13 protein-coding genes are annotated in these 16,946 nt (G+C 53.4%); 4 read left to right on the top strand and 9 right to left on the bottom strand.

The annotated features are described in order from the left end of the window. The first annotated feature begins 67 nt into the window (after positions 1-67). The 4 genes from K9N21_02360 (at position 68) to K9N21_02375 (ending at position 4,881) form a co-directional block, all read left to right on the top strand. Positions 68-2,344 carry a PAS domain S-box protein gene (locus K9N21_02360; protein ID MCF8142742.1) on the top strand — a complete coding sequence of 759 codons (2,277 nt, stop codon included), beginning with the start codon at positions 68-70 and terminating at the stop codon, positions 2,342-2,344. Between the two features lie 263 nt (positions 2,345-2,607). Next, positions 2,608-3,033: a hotdog fold thioesterase gene (locus K9N21_02365; GenBank protein MCF8142743.1), complete on the top strand. Its 426-nt coding sequence runs from the start codon at positions 2,608-2,610 to the stop codon at positions 3,031-3,033. A gap of 255 nt (positions 3,034-3,288) precedes the next feature. Continuing rightward, on the top strand, positions 3,289-3,831 hold the full coding sequence (gene hpt, locus K9N21_02370) for a hypoxanthine phosphoribosyltransferase (protein ID MCF8142744.1): 543 nt from the start codon (positions 3,289-3,291) through the stop codon (positions 3,829-3,831). Positions 3,832-3,909: 78 nt separating this feature from the next. Beyond that, complete coding sequence (locus K9N21_02375; protein ID MCF8142745.1) at positions 3,910-4,881, top strand: zinc-ribbon domain-containing protein; 972 nt, start codon at positions 3,910-3,912, stop codon at positions 4,879-4,881. A 66-nt stretch (positions 4,882-4,947) separates the two neighbouring features. Here K9N21_02375 and K9N21_02380 read toward each other — a convergent pair whose 3' ends face one another. The 9 genes from K9N21_02380 to K9N21_02420 form a co-directional block, all read right to left on the bottom strand. Then, positions 4,948-5,751 carry an NTP transferase domain-containing protein gene (locus K9N21_02380; GenBank protein ID MCF8142746.1) on the bottom strand — a complete coding sequence of 268 codons (804 nt, stop codon included), beginning with the start codon at positions 5,749-5,751 and terminating at the stop codon, positions 4,948-4,950. 62 nt (positions 5,752-5,813) lie between these two features. Beyond that, positions 5,814-6,938, bottom strand: coding sequence for a glycosyltransferase (locus K9N21_02385; GenBank protein ID MCF8142747.1), 1,125 nt, complete (start codon positions 6,936-6,938; stop codon positions 5,814-5,816). Positions 6,939-7,068: 130 nt separating this feature from the next. Next, positions 7,069-7,896: a glycosyltransferase gene (locus tag K9N21_02390; GenBank protein MCF8142748.1), complete on the bottom strand. Its 828-nt coding sequence runs from the start codon at positions 7,894-7,896 to the stop codon at positions 7,069-7,071. Then, positions 7,893-9,626, bottom strand: coding sequence for a 4-hydroxy-3-methylbut-2-enyl diphosphate reductase (gene ispH, locus K9N21_02395; GenBank protein MCF8142749.1), 1,734 nt, complete (start codon positions 9,624-9,626; stop codon positions 7,893-7,895). Before ispH ends, K9N21_02390 begins: the two co-directional genes overlap by 4 nt. Then, positions 9,623-10,663: a tRNA dihydrouridine synthase DusB gene (dusB, locus tag K9N21_02400; GenBank protein MCF8142750.1), complete on the bottom strand. Its 1,041-nt coding sequence runs from the start codon at positions 10,661-10,663 to the stop codon at positions 9,623-9,625. Before dusB ends, ispH begins: the two co-directional genes overlap by 4 nt. A 157-nt stretch (positions 10,664-10,820) precedes the next feature. Beyond that, complete coding sequence (locus K9N21_02405; GenBank protein ID MCF8142751.1) at positions 10,821-12,008, bottom strand: OmpA family protein; 1,188 nt, start codon at positions 12,006-12,008, stop codon at positions 10,821-10,823. Between the two features lie 353 nt (positions 12,009-12,361). Next, positions 12,362-14,236 carry an ASKHA domain-containing protein gene (locus K9N21_02410; GenBank protein MCF8142752.1) on the bottom strand — a complete coding sequence of 625 codons (1,875 nt, stop codon included), beginning with the start codon at positions 14,234-14,236 and terminating at the stop codon, positions 12,362-12,364. A gap of 104 nt (positions 14,237-14,340) precedes the next feature. Beyond that, on the bottom strand, positions 14,341-14,961 hold the full coding sequence (locus tag K9N21_02415; protein ID MCF8142753.1) for a TetR/AcrR family transcriptional regulator: 621 nt from the start codon (positions 14,959-14,961) through the stop codon (positions 14,341-14,343). A 210-nt stretch (positions 14,962-15,171) separates the two neighbouring features. Then, on the bottom strand, positions 15,172-16,311 hold the full coding sequence (locus K9N21_02420) for an acyl-CoA dehydrogenase family protein (GenBank protein ID MCF8142754.1): 1,140 nt from the start codon (positions 16,309-16,311) through the stop codon (positions 15,172-15,174). Positions 16,312-16,946 lie beyond the last annotated feature (635 nt).

Below are 16,946 nucleotides of genomic sequence, written 5' to 3' on the forward strand. Positions count from 1 at the left end.
TCGGAAAAATAAAAAGCCTTCAACAGAAACCAGAGGCAGGGACCTGCAGGGTGCACCAAATGGTGCCATGACGGAGAATCTCTTATTGGCCTGTGATAAGGTGTCGAGCGAGCGCTACCAAGCCTTCATAGAAAATATTTCGGATGGGGTCTATGAGGTGGATACCCAAGGAAATTTTCTCTATTTCAACAATTCTCTCTGCAGGATGTTCGGCTACCCAAGGGAAGAAATCCAGTTCCAGAATTTCTCCAAATTCATGAACGAGGCATATTCAAACATCGCGGTTGAAACCTTTAAGAAACTCTATAAGACCGGCCGGGCCGTGTCCGACCTCACATGGGAATTCATCGACAAGAAAGGCGAACAAAGGATTGTTGAACTCTCCGCAAATCAGATTGTAGATGATAGTGGAAGGGTCATCGGTTTTCGAGGCATTGCGCGGGATGTGACCGGCAGGTTCAAAATTCAGAGAGCGCTCCAGGAATCTGAAAGACGCTACAAGATACTCCTCGACTTTGTCCCTCATCCGATTGTTGTGTTTTCACTCGACGGCCGCGTGTCATATCTCAACCCTGCGTTTACACAGATCTTCGGGTGGACACTCGAAGAACTCAAAGGAAAAAAGATCCCCTATATCCCTCCCGGTCTGGAACAGGAAACGTCAGAGAACATCAGAAAGCTGTTCCAGGAAAAAATCATTCTTCGGCAGGAAACGCAGAGGCTCACCAAGGACGGCCGGATTCTGGACGTGGTCTTCAGGGCCGCCGTCTTTTCCGAGAACAAGGATGAGCCTTCAGGAGAACTCGTTCTTCTACGGGATATCACACAGGAAAAGCGGGTTCGTCGGAACAACGAGGCCCTTCTGGAAACCAGTCTGGCCCTTCCCAAACATCCTGACCTGGATGATTTACTGGATTATATCGGCGCTAAAATCAAGGCCCTCACAGATGCTGAAGGCGCCCTGGTCATCCTGCTGGACCAGGAAACCAACGAACTCTATTTCAAATCGGCCGTCCATGATAATCAGGCCGCGGAACAGCTCCTCAAAGAGGTCCGGTTCCCGGCTCACAAGGGCATCTCCGGGAAGGTCATACGCACCGGCCAGCCGATCATCGTAGAAGATACATCAAAGAATCCTGATTTCTATGCGGTGGTGGATATACAGGCCGGTTTTGCCACCAAGAGCCTGCTGGATGTCCCCTTGAGAACCGGCGACCGCATCATCGGGGTCTTATGTGCAATGAACAAGAAGCACGGACATTTTGACGAACTGGACGTTGAGCTGTTGAATATGATATCCGGAACCGTAGCCCTCTCCATTGAAAATGCCCGGGTTTCCAAAGAGATAAAAGAGGCCTACAATGAGGTGGCCAGCCTGAACCGGGCCAAGGGAAAGGTCATCAATCATCTTTCCCATGAATTGAGAACCCCGCTGGCGGTCCTCGCCGCCTCCCTGAGTATTCTGGAAAAAAAGCTGGACTTTCTCCCACCCGAGGCCTCTCGCCCCACCATAGATCGCGCCCGGCGCAATCTGGGCCGTATACTGGATATGCAGTATCAGGTGGAAGACATCATCCGGGAACGCCATTATGATGCCCACCATATTCTCACGCTCCTGTTGGATGAGTGCTCGGATGAACTGGAAGTCCTCGTCGCAAACGAGGTTGGGGAAGGTTCTGTTGTGGAGAGAATCAGGAAACGGATTGACGAGGTCTTCCGTCCAAAGGAAGACCTGCCCAAGGAGATTGTCCCGGCTCCCTTTATTAAAGATACCCTGGGAAAAATCCGCCCTCGTTTTAAACATCGAGACATCGAGTTGAACACCTATCTTGAAACCACCAGGCCTATCTCCATTCCGGAGGATCCCCTTGAAAAACTCGTCATCGGCCTTGTCAAAAATGCCATTGAAAACACACCTGATGAAGGAAAAATCGAGATCATGTGCAGGGAAAAAGGAAATGGCGTCGAATTGATTGTCCGGGACTACGGGGTCGGGATCACCCTCGAAAACCGGAGGCGCATTTTTGAGGGCTTTTTTGTTACACAGGAAACCATGGACTATTCAACGAAGCGGGAGTTCGACTTCAATGCAGGCGGCAAGGGCGCCGACCTGTTGCGCATGAAGATCTTTTCGGAACGATATCATTTCAAGATCGATATGGCATCCGTCAGGTGCCGGTATATACCGACGGATAAGGACATCTGCCCGGGTAGAATTTCAAAGTGCGGGTTCTGCAGAAGCACGGGGGACTGCCATGAATCCGGGGGGACCACCTTCACGGTCTTTTTTCCTTTTGAATCAACCGCCGCTCATAACGAAAGCGCCCCGGAAGAGGCGTACTGACGCGATTCCGGCCGATCGACCGCTCAACCCCCGGGCAGCTTTTTTATCGTTACCCTGCCCGGAATCCAAAATCCGACTCGTGCGGGCCAGAGTAAACATCCACAAAGTTTCCCCAAGGGAGAATCGCCTAAGGGCGATGGGGATCAGAAACATGCGCGCATGGATTCCGGAGGGTGGACTTTTCTGCAAATTTCGTGAGAAGTCAGGCTTATGAAAACATGGCAAAGGTCCGGCAGGGGGCCTGTGGACACAAGGAGGTGAGAATGGGTCAGGAGGTTTTTTCCGCGATTGCCGAACGTGTTCGGTCGGAGGGGTACGCCCGCAAACTGGGGCTGAAACTGGTGGAGGTTTCCGAAGGATGCGCTGTTGTTGAGATGGTGCCGATGGAAGATGACGCCAATATCTTCGGCATGGTGCATGGGGGGGCCATCTTTTCGCTTATGGATGAGGCATTTCAGGCCTCCTGTAATTCCCACGGACGGGTGGCCGTGGCCCTTGATGTCAATCTGGTTTTCCATCATCCGGCCGAACCCGGACGAAAACTTCGGGCCGAATCAAGGGAGGTCCATCGCTCCAATAAGACGGGTGCCTATGAGATAAAGGTGACGGATGAACACAACGTGCTGATTGCCTCTTGCCAGGCCCTCGCCTACAGGAAAAGAGAGAGGTTGCCGTTCCTGGACGAATAGATGGAATCCTGGCCCATCATAATGACCTCTGAAGGGAAAAAACGGATACCTCTTGTCCCGTGTTGTTGCAGAATTTGACATTAGGGAGAGATTTGAATATATATCATTTCCAGCAATCGTTCACAGTGCAAACAGGCCATCCACGCTGGAGATACCGGATGGACAGATGGCCCCGGAATCTTAAAAGGTGCATTGAAAAAGTGAAACATCACCCTCCTATGCCGGGGGATTTCAGCGTCGGTCGCGAATCGGGAGATGGTTGGAAAGGACAAGGTGAGGATTTTGAAAAAAGAAGTCCTGATACCGGAAGCGGCCATTCAAAGGCGTGTCAGGGAAATCGCAGACCAGATATCCGATGACTACCGGGGAGATGAACCGATTCTGGTGGGGATACTGAAGGGATCGATCATCTTCATGGCCGACCTCATGAGGGCCATCCGCATCCCCGTAAAAATGGATTTTATACGGGCGGCCAGTTACGGCTCGGAAACCCAGTCCAGCGGAACGGTCCGGGTGACCAAGGATATTGAGCTGCCTGTCGAGGGAAAATCCATTATCCTGATTGAGGATATCGTGGACAGCGGATTGACCCTGACCTACGTCAAAAAGCTTCTGGAAGGCCGTGGGGCCGCATCCCTCAGGATTTGTGCGCTCATTGACAAATCCGAGCGGAGGGAGCGGGAAGTTTTGGTGGATTATTGCGGATTTCAAATCCAGGAAGGTTTTCTGGTAGGGTACGGACTTGACTGCAATGAGGAATACCGCAATCTGCCCGAGATCTGCGTGCTCAAAGAGTAGCCGGACATTTGCAGGTTCGTGGCGACCGACATCCGGCTGATCAGGGATTCGGCAATATGGATTTTGCAGGAGGTAATCATGCGCATCCAATGCGAAAACTGCCGCACCATATTCAATCTTGACGAAACCCTCTTAAACCAGGGCGGCTCAAGAGTCAGGTGCTCGCTCTGTGGCCGTATCTTCATGGCATACCCGCCTGCGCGCGAAGAGGAGGATATGGCTGAAAACGTCCTTGTCACCGCCCCCCCGCCTGAAATGGAGGCCATCGATCAACTGATACTGGTCGGTAATGAAGAAGCGCCCCGTGACGTTCTGGGAAGAGATGAGGACTTTGAGCAAGACCTTGCGAGTGTCTATAGGGACATCGGCGAACCCGGTCCCGATGCAGAGAGAAGAGAGACTGGGGCGTTCGAAGAGACAGCAGACGACAGAACAACAGGGAGGGGACGAGAGAGCGCCCCACAGGATAAGGAGATTGAGCCCCTGGGGAAGGCAGGTTCCCAAAAGAAGCCCAAAAAAGGGGGGCTGCGTACCGTTCTTCTGGCGATTCTCCTTGCGCTTCTGGTTGGGGTCGCTGCCGTTACCTACTGGAAGCCGGAGTGGGTTCAGCCTTATGTCTCCCTTTTGAAACCCCCTGAAAAGGAGAAACCGGCTGACGCAGGGGTCCGACTCCTCCAGTTTGAATCCGTAGCCGGTTCCTTCGTCGATTCTGAGAAGAGTGGGCAATTGTTCGTGATTCGCGGAATGGTTAAAAACCAGTATCCAAAGCCCAGGAGTTACCTCCTGATCAAAGGGAGCATCCTTGACAACAAGGGGAAAGTGGTTGAAAGCAGGGTCGCTTACGCCGGGAATACATTTACAGAGGAGGAGTTGAAAGCCCTCCCCATGGAAGAGGTTCTGAAGGCCCTTCAGAATCGCGACGGCATGGCCAGGCAGAACGTCAATGTTTCCTCTGGCGCGACCATCCCCTTCATAATCGTATTTGACAATCTATCCGATAACTTGAGTGAATTCGCAGTGGAGGCGGTCAGTTCGTCTCCAGGAAATTAGGGACGATCACCGACCCGTAAATCCGGGCAGGCAGGAAATGGCGTGGGGCAGCGGTTGCAGGGGGCTTCACCCAGAAAGAGCGGTTGACCTGTAGATCTCCTGTGCCCTCTCGAGTGCCTCCAGATCATCCACCCCCATCACCTCCTCCTCATCCTCTGCAACAATGTATCCGGTCGAGAGACCGTCTTCCTGCATAAACTCAACAAGGTCTGTAATGAAATACTCCCTGACCTCTTTCAGCCTGCCGTCCACCTCCTTGTGCACCACGTGGGGCCTCGAGGCAAGGACAGGAAGGTAATGGAGCATGGCCTCCCTTGTAACGGCATAGATCCCTGAATTGCAGATGCGAAGCGCCTCTTTTCGTTCTTCGGGAAAGTCGTGCCAGTATTTCCATTCGATGATCCGGAGGACCTGATCGCCTGCTGTCTCCAGGACCCCGTATTGTTTCCGTGATCCCGGCCTGAAACCGAGGACAACCAGGGCGTGGTTTGTCAGACGTCCTATCATCTTCATATAGGTGGCTGTCCTGACAAAGGGGACATCCCCCATCGTGATAATGATCCTCTCAGCGCTTTGGGCCTTAAGGAAATCCTCGGCCGCGAGGAGGGCCCCGCCGGTGCCGTTAAGCTCCAGCTGCTCCCGGTATATCACGCCGAGGTCTCTGGTGGCGGCCATCACCGCTTCTTTTGCGTGGTGCACAATAACGGCCCTGGGACCGGGAGGAAGATGGGTCAGTATGTGCAATAGGATGGGGAGTCTACCTTCAAAACGGTTTTTTCCGGGGACCAGGGGAAGGAGGGTCTTATTGCCGGCATATCCCTTCATGCGACTTCCTCTTCCCGCTGCCAGGATCACGGAGCCTGTTTTCATTTGGGAACCCCTTTTCGTATCACTCTGGTTTTTGATATAAAGTCCATGTTCGAAAGGGGGTCTCAGGCCCGGATGGACCCATAGGACCTGCCCTTCCAGATCGACCCTTTCCCCTGCCAGAAACGGATGGCCGATGTCCAGGTCATGGCCAGATAGCCCATCGCGATCACTGGAAGAAGCAGTGCCCATCCCGCGGACCGGTGGTAAAACCTCAAGGTCGGCAGATAGCTCAAGACCATAGCGGCAAGGGCGAATCCGCAAATGACCCTCGACAGTATGGACGGGGAAAACATCCCTGCAATCGGGAACCAGAATACCGCGATCATCATCACGGTACACAATAAAAGAAGCAGCAGTGAATACCGAAGCTGATGAAATGCGGTCCTCGCCACCATATCCCAGATGCTCCTGAGATGTTCATAGGGCCGGAGACTCTGTACTGAGTGGGAAAGGCCGATCCAGGTCCTGCCGCCGGAGGACTTGATCTGTCTGGCAAGGGCGCAGTCATCGATCAATTCATGTCGCACGCCCCTGAAACCGCCTGACGCGGGCAGTGCTTGTGTCTTTAGAAGGATACACCCACCCGCGGCCGCAGCCACCCACGGGAATGTGGAATTGGAAAGGCGGAAAGGATACAGCATCTTGAAGAAATAGATAAAGGCGGGCATGAACGCCCGCTCCCAGAATCCGTCCATGCGCAGGGCCGCCATCAGGGAAGCCAGCTGGAGATCGCCCTGCTGCAGCTTCCTTCGAAGGGCCCGGATAATCCCCGGGCTGAGCCGGATATCCGCATCCAACAGGAGGAGGAGGTCGGTATGGACATGCCGGAAGCCCTGTTCAAGGGCCCACAGTTTGCCGCTCCAGCCCTCTGGAGGAGGTTCTCCCGGAATGAGGCGAAGAGACTTCATATCAACGGATTCAGCGGCCAGGGCAGTTCCATCTGTGGAGCGGTCGTCCACCAGGATGACCGGGATAAGCTCACCCTGGGCCTTGACCCCTTCCAGCGTGGGTTTAATGACGCCGGCTTCATTTCTGGCAGGGATGAGGACCGTTATATCGCTCAGGTCCTCCCCGCCTGGATCAGCGGGAGCATCCAATGCCTCGGATGTGGCCCAGGGGCGCCATGGCAGGAGGAGGATGACGGTCCAGACACAGGCGCTGACAATGGCCAGGTAGTTTAAGTCCATGATGGATACCGGTTGCGCGTTTTGTGCAGCGAAGGAGATATTCCGTATTCAACGGGACGGGTTGATAAGCTCATGGGGGGATGATACCTCAATCGCCCCACAACTTAACAGCTTAACCCCGACCATCCCTTCACGCTTGGGCCTCTTGCGCCAGTTTGAGATACGCGGCCCCCTCATCCTGTTTCCCCCGCTTGATGCAGCCCTTCCCGTAAATACGGCATTTCAGAGAAAGCTCCTTCATGGCCGCCTGTTGCTGGTCCCTGTTGAGTATTCCCTCCTCCATCAGCTTCCGAATGGCCTTAATTCTGAATCTGTCCATCCCCTTGTAGCGGGAAGAGAGTTGATCGGGATGGCCCCCCTCTTTAACGATCAGTCGATCTTCAATCAAGTGAACCGGATGGCGGCAGGCGATCCTGAGCCAGAGATCATAGTCTTCGCATACAGGGAGATTTTCGTCAAATAGCCCCACATCTTCCATGAGGGAGCGTCGAAGCATCACCGCTGAAGGACTGACGAGGCAGAGCCGCAGTGATGGGGCGAAGACGTCTCCGGAAAGTTTCCGATGTCTCCTTTTGGGGTTGGCATATCGACCATTTCTGATCCAGACCTCCTGGGTCTGAGAGATGGCAGCCTCGGGATGGGTCCTGAAAAAGGCCGTCTGCACTTCTAATTTTCGCGGCAGCCAGTAGTCATCCGAATCGAGGAATGCAATCCATGGGGCCTCGGATTCCCTGATCCCTCTGTTCCTTGCAGCAGACACCCCGCGATTGTAAGGGAGGGCGATATAGCGAAGACGCCGGCCGAACTGTCGCAGGACCTCTTCTGTATTATCCTGTGACCCGTCATCCACTACGATGAGTTCATAGTCGGTACAGGTCTGATAAAGAACGGATGCCACGGCCCGGGCCGTCCTCATGGCCCTGTTGAATGTGGGGATAATAACGCTCACGGATGTCACCGGAAGATCCCCCACAGGAGGGCCAGAAGACCGGTTAGAAGAAAGTTGCTCTCCACCAGCGCCTCGAGGGGGATTCCGGGAGGAAGCCACTGTCGTTCATAGGCCAGAAGCGACAGCCAGAGGGTGCAAAGGGGGATGAGCATCAGGTAGCAGAACATCCCCACCGTGCCAAGGATCGGGCCCACAAGCAAGATAACGGCGGTGATCAGGAGTATGATCCTGAGAAGAATGAGGGTGCGTCTCTCCCCCAGGGTAATCGGGAGTGTTTCCGTGCCTACCATGAGATCTCCCTGCACCTGCAGTAGGCTGAAAAAGATGGCCCTGGCGTAACTCCAGGTAAAGATAACCAGCCCCGTCAGGATGGCGGCGGGCACATTCACGCTTTGGGTCTCAATCACCGGGAGGAGGGTAATCACCGCTGTCCAGGCAAGGGCCTCGGAGAGGCTTCTGGAGCCGGGGATATCCTTGATCTTGCTGTAACGGGACCTGTTGCGCATCTGCTCCGGTACGACAGGGACACTGTATATGATGCCCAGGACGCTCAATCCGATGAGGGCCAGAAAGGTAATCATGCCCACCGTATAAGAAAGCGCCAAGGCCATGGCAAGGGCGGTAATGCCGCTCATATTCAGGAGGACCCTGTGAGTCTTCAAAAAAGCCGACCTGTCCGGTTCACTGTAGGCACTGGCCCCTTTATCCAGAAAATGGTTGAACACATGCATGGCAAAAATATAGAGAAATGCCAGGAGGGGGAAGGGGGAGACAGGGTCTCTTCCTGCCATGATGGCAGCGGCATATGCCAGAGAAAACGCCCCCAGCGCCACGAGCAGATTGCTCAACACCATGAACCTGAAGGCCTGTTTGAGCCGGCGGGTGAGGAAGGTTTCCTTCCGGTCATGAATCGCCTCGATCTCCTGCAGTACATTCCGGATCATCCAATGGGGGGTAGATGCCCCCGCTGTCAGGCCGATCACACCCATTTTGGAGAGTTGATCCTTGTCCAGGTCTTGTTCCGTTTCCACGTGAAAGGTAGGGAGGGATTCCTCCTCGGATATCCGGGCAAGTCGCTGGGTGTTGGCGCTGTGATATCCGCCGACCACCACCACGGCGTCCACCTGTCCTTTAAATGTCCTCACTTCCTGCTGACGCTCGTGTGTTGCCTCACAGATGGTGTCAAACACCCGAAGATTCGAGAATCGCTTTTTCAAGGCGTCTACGATGTCGTTGAATTTTTCTTCATTCTGAGTGGTCTGGGCAACGACGAAAGGTCTTTCCATAGAGGGGAGGTCGGCCACCTCTGTCTCGTCCTGAATCACGTGCGCCGGGGTTTTGCTGTAACCCATCAGCCCGATCACTTCGGCGTGGTTCTGATCGCCCACAATGATGGACGAATATCCCTTATTGGAGTAATGGCGGATAATCTGCTGCACCCGGGTAACTTTGGGACAGGTGGCATCGATCACCTTAAGGCCGGTCTGTTCCAGCAGTTCGTGCTTTCGCGGCGGAATGCCGTGAGCCCTGATGATAATGCGGCCGGAGGCAAGGTCCCGGACGTCATCGGTTGCCCTGACCCCTTTCGACTCCAAAAGATCCAGGACCTGCTGATTGTGGATCAGGGGCCCAAAGGTGAATAAGGGGCCCTCCTTTTTGTTGGCCTCCGCCATGACGGTCTCCATGGCACGGCGGACACCCATGCAGAACCCCGCTGTCTTTGCCAGTATGACTCTCATATTCCGATGTGTTCCTCGCCAAAACCGGGGGATGCTACAAGATCCTTCCTCAATATCGGGATCCCGAATGATTCCTTCAATAAGGAGAAATAGTCGTCCATTGCGGCCGTCATCGTAACCAGATCATGAATACCTGTAAAGGCGCCTCGAAACCGGCTGCTGTAGGGGAGGCCTTTTGTATACCAAAGGAGGAGCCCCCGCATGGCCCTGGCGGCGCTTTCCTCTCCCATAAGATCGACAAGCAGTCTGAAATGGTCTGAGATGATCTCCCTCCGCTCCACTAATCCGGGGGGCCGCGGGGTCATCCCGTTGTCCAGATCCAGGATCTCTCTGAAAATCCAGGGATTGCCCATGGCTGCGCGGCCGATCATGACGCCGTCGCATCCGGTCTGTTGCATCATGTCAAGGGCCTGTAAAGGCGTACACACATCGCCGTTTCCGATGACGGGGATTCCGACCTGGGATTTGACCTCCGAGATAATGTCCCAATCGGCGGTTCCTGAAAATCGCTGGGTCACAAATCTCGGGTGGAAGGTGATGGCATCGGCGCCGCAATCCTCAACAAGCCTGGCAATATCCCGTGCAACCGGCTGATCCGGCGACCATCCGGTCCTGGTCTTTACGGTCAAGGGAACAGGACAGACCGCGCGGACAGCCGACACAATATCCCTCACACGATCGGGCGAACGGAGAAGGGCCCCGCCTGCACCCGTCTTGACCACTTTGCGTGCAGGGCAGCCCATGTTGATATCCACCAGATCGACCCCGGCATCGACAACGATTCGGGCGGCCTCAGCCATGACCCGGGGGTCCGAACCGAATATCTGGGCCGAAAGAGGCTGTTCCTCCGGATCGCTCTTGAGATACTTGAGAGTCTTTTCCTGCTGTCTGGCGAGACCCATGGCGCTGATCATCTCAGTGGTGACGAGACCTGCACCCAAGCGCTTGACAATACGACGAAACGGCAGATTGGTAATCCCTGACATGGGTGCCATGATCAGCCGGTTCTTCAGTTTGAGGGCGCCGATTCGTAACATGGTGAGATTGTCCAATGCAAAAAGGTTCAGCGGTTCAGGAATTCAGAAGATTTGGCCCGAATGCATATTCACCGCTGCATAAAATAGAGATAGGGGCCGAGCCCTTGGCCCGACCCCTATCCATACAGCGCTTCACAGCGCAGTTTCTGCCGCACCCCTATGGGACAGGCACAATTTGGACCCTCCGGTTCAAGGCCCGTCCTTCTGCCGTCTCGTTGGTGGCGATCGGTTGTGAGAACCCGAATCCTTCCGCGGAAAGTCGGTTTTTGCCAACGCCCTTCCGGACCAGATAGTCTACCACGGCATTGGCCCTTCTCATGGATAGCTTCAGGTTATAGGCTTCAGTACCGATGCTGTCCGTATGCCCTTCGATCTGCGCCCTGAGGCCCGGATTGTTTTGGAATACCACAGCAACTTCATCTAACAGGTGGGAGAATTGCGGTTTAATGTTGTACTTGTCAAAATCAAACAGCACATTGTCAATGACCCAGCATCCGTCCGCGTTGACCTTTGCGCCTTTGGGGGTTCCCGGGCACTTATCCAAATTGTCGGGAACACCGTCGCCGTCGGAATCCAGAATGACGACCTTTTCCACGACTACCGGTGCGGGTTTGGGCGGGGCCTTTTTCAGAAAAACCCTTGTCACGAAATCGGCCATCCCCGCAGGGGACGCGATCTGGTCCCCGGTGACATAGGTTCCGCACTGACCTGTCTGCGCCACATGTTCAAGAAGTGCCTTGCCGTCGGGATTGTCGCCTATCTGCACGGGATAGATGCAAAGCCGGTTTCCGTAATGCGCTTTCAAATCTGCCGCCGACTTTTTAACGGCATCATAAAGCATGAAATCTTTGTTGGCATCGGTGAAGACGATTACCGCGATATCGCCCTGAGCCGATTTAAAGTCCTGGGCCGTCGCATCAAAGGCCTGATTCAGCGGGCTGTCGCCCACACTGTAGCCGACCTTGTTTAACCCTGCGTCAAGGGCGCTCTTTTCATACGGGGCCGGGCCCCAATAAAGTTTGGTCAGCTCATTATCAAAAAGGGCTGTCCTGCCAAAAATCCTGAGTGCTCCGGTCATCTTGAGATCCGGAATGGAGTGATTCATCCAAGCCGCCAGACGTTTTGCAGTATCCAGTTTCTTCTCCCCTTTGTAGAGGTCGCCCATGGATCCTGATTTGTCTAAAATGACGACGAAGTTGTCAACCTTTTTTACATAGTCCCCTGATTGGAGCATCGGGTTGAGATTTTGAGGGGTAAACGTGGGAACCTCTTTTGGGGCGGCGCAACTGAAAAGCAACAAGGCCCCGGCCACACACAGAAACACCTTAAGAACATTTTTTGTCATACTCTTTCCTCCTTTCAAATTTAACACTATTTATTTTACCTCAATCTTCCAAGGTATCGCCTCTCGAATACCTCGGTTCCAGCCCAATACAATCGTGTTCAAAAAAGGAGGCAGATCGCAACTTCTGCAAAGACCGTCTGACTTCGCGTTCCGCCCGATATCATAGAGAAAACAAAATTCCTTAGATTATATTAAATATATTAATTCTCAGATTATAAGAGTGAAAGATCTGATTGTCAATGGATCGCATTGGAAAGTGACGACAACACATTAAAAACGCTTCTCCCATTCTCTCTTGTGACCTGCGCACCTGTCCAAAGCGATTTTCCGAGCCTCAAGGAGGCCTCTCTGCGTCAATACGCCACAGAAGGAAAGAGTTTCCGGTTGGTATGCGGTAAGAACAGGGCCGCAATATACTCATCTGTAAAGGGCTGATAGGTGGAGAGTTCGATATTGGTCATTGATCTTGATATGTTGATACAGGTTTCCATGGCCGATTCTGAAAGGAGGGACATACGGGCCCCTGTCAACGAGCTGTTTCCGATAAACTGTATCTTTTCCCTTGGAATATCCGGCAGGAGACCGATGGCAATGGACTTGGAAATGTCCATGAAACTGCCAAACCCACCGGCGACATAAAAGGTCTCTATCATATCAAATCCGAGTCCGATGTAGTCGGTCAGAGACTTGATGGCGGCAAAAACCGCGCCTTTCGATTTAATGAGGTTGTCGATGTCCGACTCCGCAATGGTAACCGCCGTGCCCGATTCGGTTTCCTCCGGAAAGGCGATGATATATTCCGGAACGTTTTCCTCAATCCTCAGCCGGTCATCTTTGCGGTCTCTATGAAATTTTCCACTCGGATCGATAATGCCGTTTTTGACAAGTTCATAGATGCAGTCGATCAGGCCTGAGCCGCAGATCCCCCGTGGCTTGGCACCCTCGATGGTCTGGTAGTGAAGTTCCCCCTCTGAAATAGCGATCTTTTCAATAGCCCCTTTTATGGCACGCATGCCGCAACGGGTTCCGCCCCCCTCAAAGGCCGGGCCGGCCGAAGCCGAACAGCAGATGAGCCAGTCCTTATTGCCGATGGCGATCTCACCATTTGTGCCGATATCGATCAGGCCCCTTACCTCTTCATGTTCAGGGATCCCGCAGGACATGACGCCTGCCACAATATCGCCGCCCACATAGGAGGCCACACAGGGGATTGTCTGAAGAATGCCGCGCGGATTAATCTGGATGCCGACTTCCTCGGCATGGATCAGGGGAAATTCATCGGCTGTTGGGACATAGGGATCCAGCCGGATAGAACAGGGAGAGAGGCCCAGCAAAAAATGGCTCATGGTGGTGTTTCCCGCCGCTACTATGGCATTGATGTCATCAATAGGGACATCCTTTTCTTTGCACACTTTTCTGATGAGCTGATTGATATTCTTGATCACCGCTTTCTGGACCGGTTCCAGCCCCCCCTTTCCGCAGGCAAAGATCACCCTCGATATAACGTCCTCACCATAGCTCGCCTGTTGATTGTGGCACCCTTCGGAGCCGATCAGCCTCCCTGTATTCAGATCCACCAATTGTACGACGACCGTGGTGGTACCCACGTCAACGGCCACGCCGTAATTCGCCTGAGAAGTATCGAGCGGGTCTATCTTCAGGATGCGGTAGCCATCTCCCTTCCTTGCCAGGGTTACGGTAATCTTCCAGTCATTCTGCCGCAGCTTGTCGGAAAGATTCTGTAAACAGTCCAAAGAGATATCAAAGGCGTGCCATCCGAACTGTTTGCGCAATTCCCTGGATATCCGTTCGATATCCGGAACATTGTCCTCACTGGTCGGGGGCGGCAGCTCCAGATAGATCTTTTTGACGATGGGCCTGAGCTCCATCATGCCGGTTTCCTGTGTGGCGCCTCCGATCATGATTTTCGAGTCTTCCATCCTCGATTCAGGGGGGATCACGACCTCCAGGTCGTCATGGATCCGAGTCTGACAGGCGAGGACATATCCCTTTGTGATCTCATCCGGAGAAAAAAAGCTCTTCGCATGCTCTTCAGCCTCGGCCCGCCCTCTTAGGACCTGAACGCGGCACCTGCCGCACACCCCTTCGCCGCCGCAAAGGTTATTTATAAATACATCGACACGTTGGGCCGCCTCGGCAATGGTCGCGTCTTCTTCCACTTCAACAGATATATCAGCCGGGAGAAAATGAACGGTATGTGTCTTCATTAAGTATCTCCAGTAACTTCATTGCGCGTCGATCCCCCTGGATCGGACAGAAACTCCCAGGGGTGTTGTTTTAATTAAATACGTTGTCACGACCCGAAGATCGTCTATATTTTGAGCATATCGAGGATATTGGATAATTGAAGGTCGATATATTTATCAAGGGTAAGACGGTTCTTGAAGTGCCAATGCTTCAGGACCCACATATGGGCGGCAATAATGATATTGTAGGCTGCCAGATCCACATCCACCTTCTTGAAAACGCCTAAATCTATCCCCTCCTGGATCATTTCACCAAATATCTTGCTGACTTCCACCTCCAATTCCATAATGCGGGCCTTGGAGGCCTTGTCAAGGGAGTTGGACTTCTGATAGATGAGGAGGGCCTTCTCCCTCTGCTGGTCAACCACCTTAAAATAGAGTCTTCCTGCAATGGTCAGTTTCTCTATGGGATCCTCGATTCCATGGATCATCCGGAGAAGGTTCTCCCGGAAGATATTCAACACATCTTCCATGATCATCCGCATAATTGCCGACTTCTGCTTGACATAATGATAAGTGACCGGCAGGCTGACCCCTGATGCTTCGGAAATTTCCTGAATTGAGGTGGCATTGAAGCCCTTTTTGACATACAGGGCACTTGCCGCATCGATAATCTTTTTTCTTACCCTGTCGGCATTCGCTATCTGGTCCAGAACTGTCAGTTGAATTCTGTTGGATGTATCCATATTGGTTCCCCCCATATTGGAAAGGGTTAACAACTCACCCGGGAACATATCCACTTAAAAACTTATAGATGAAATCAGCGGGAATGTCAAGGTGAGAACCTGCATAGTCAGCGGGTTTGAGGCTGGAAACGGCCTATTGCCGCACCGGTATTTTCTGCCCGGCCCGAAGCGCGTTCCGTATCCCGGGATCCTGCATGGCGAGCGATCCGGCTATTTCCCGAAAATCTCTCTCGCGGCGACCAGCCGCATGATCTGATTCGTGCCGGTGTAGATCTGAATGAGCTTGGCATCGCGCATCATTCGTTCCACCGGATAGTCCTTCATATATCCGTACCCCCCCATGACCTGTACCGCATCGGTGGTTACCTTCATGGCATTGTCTGAAGCGAAAAATTTGGCCATGGCGCAGGATCGAGGGCCAAGCTTGGCGTCCTTCCTATCCAGGTGGCGGGCTGCCTGATAAGTGAGGAGCCGTGCCGCATCCGTTCCCGCAGTCATATCGGCAATCATGAACTGGATGGCCTGCATTTCGGCGATCGGCCTTCCGAACTGAACCCGCTGCCTCGCATAGGCCACCGCCTCGTCAACGGCTCCCTGCGCCAGTCCGACCGCCTGGGACGCGGAAAAAAGCCTGCTGGTATCCAGTGCCGCCATCATACTGCCGATCCCCCCTCCTTCATGGCCGATAACATTCTCTGTCGAAACTTCCATGTCTTCGAAAAACAATTGAGAATTCACACATCCGCGCATGCCCATCTTGTTCTCATTTTTTCCATAATGCAGGCCCGGGGTTCCCTTCTCCACAGCAAAGGCGGTAATCCCCTTTGACCTCTTTTCACGATCCGTGAATGCGTACACCGTCACCACATCGGCAAGGCTCCCGTTTGTAATAAAACACTTTTGACCGTTAAGGACATAAACATCTCCCTTCCGAGCCGCACGGGTCGTCATGGAAAGGATATCCGATCCGGCCCCGGGCTCTGTGGCGGCGAATGCGGCCAGCCCCCCTCTTGCCAATCCGGGAAGAATTCTCTGTTTCAGCGATTCACTTCCGGCGCAGAGGATCGGGAGCATGCCGTCGGCCTGCGCAATCAGGATGAGGGCCGACGAGGCACAGGCCTTGGCGATTTCTTCAAGGATCATGGAAAAGGTCAGATACGCAAGTCCGATGCCTCCGTATTTCTCGGGAAGCAAGGGCGCCAACACCCCGTTTTCGGAAAATATCCTGACCGTGTCCCATGGAAATTCCGCCTTCTCGTCGATTTCAGCGGCCCTAAGTCTTATGGTGTTCTGTACAATCTCCCGTACAGTGGCAAGTATCATTTCCTGCTCAATGTTCAGCGTTATCATAACAAACTCCATTTATTGGTTGCAAGTAGTTGAAATTGCAGATATTTGAAGTCATGGACGCCTGGTTGACCTTAGCCCGGCGCAAACCTTTGTTGTTATGCATTCCTTGGAGGGAAATCCGCTGCTATCGTCTCAAAAAATTCTACGCCCGTCGAATCCTGCATTGCCTCTGAAGGTTCTCTGTGCCGTGGAACCGGAATGATCTATACCGGAGCCATGGAAAGGAAATGAACACTGAATCACGCCGTAAATACGGCTTCCCGGTGCTCTTCATCCCTCTTACCCCATGCTTCCGGTGTTCCATCGTTCCACTATTCCAAATTGGGGCGAAACCCTGAGTTCAATGGGTGCCGGCTGAGAACATACGACGGAACACCTTATCATTCAAGCAATAATTCCCAAGGCGGCCTGACGGCCGCAACCAAAAAAGGTATGTAAATCCCGGAAATTTCCGGACGCGCGTGGGGGTCTCTTTCTCCCGCCCAAGGCGGGACATTAAAATGCGGTCGTATCGTTCGGCGGCCGCCCCCGGGCTCCGAATAATGTTTACGGAAAGGCAGCAAGGACATACCGTCCCATGAAAGGCTGTACTTGGGGCTGGAACAGACTGTATTGTAAAGCCCTGCTGCCGTCCC

Source organism: Deltaproteobacteria bacterium (assembly GCA_021737785.1).
GTDB lineage: Bacteria > Desulfobacterota > DSM-4660 > Desulfatiglandales > Desulfatiglandaceae > AUK324.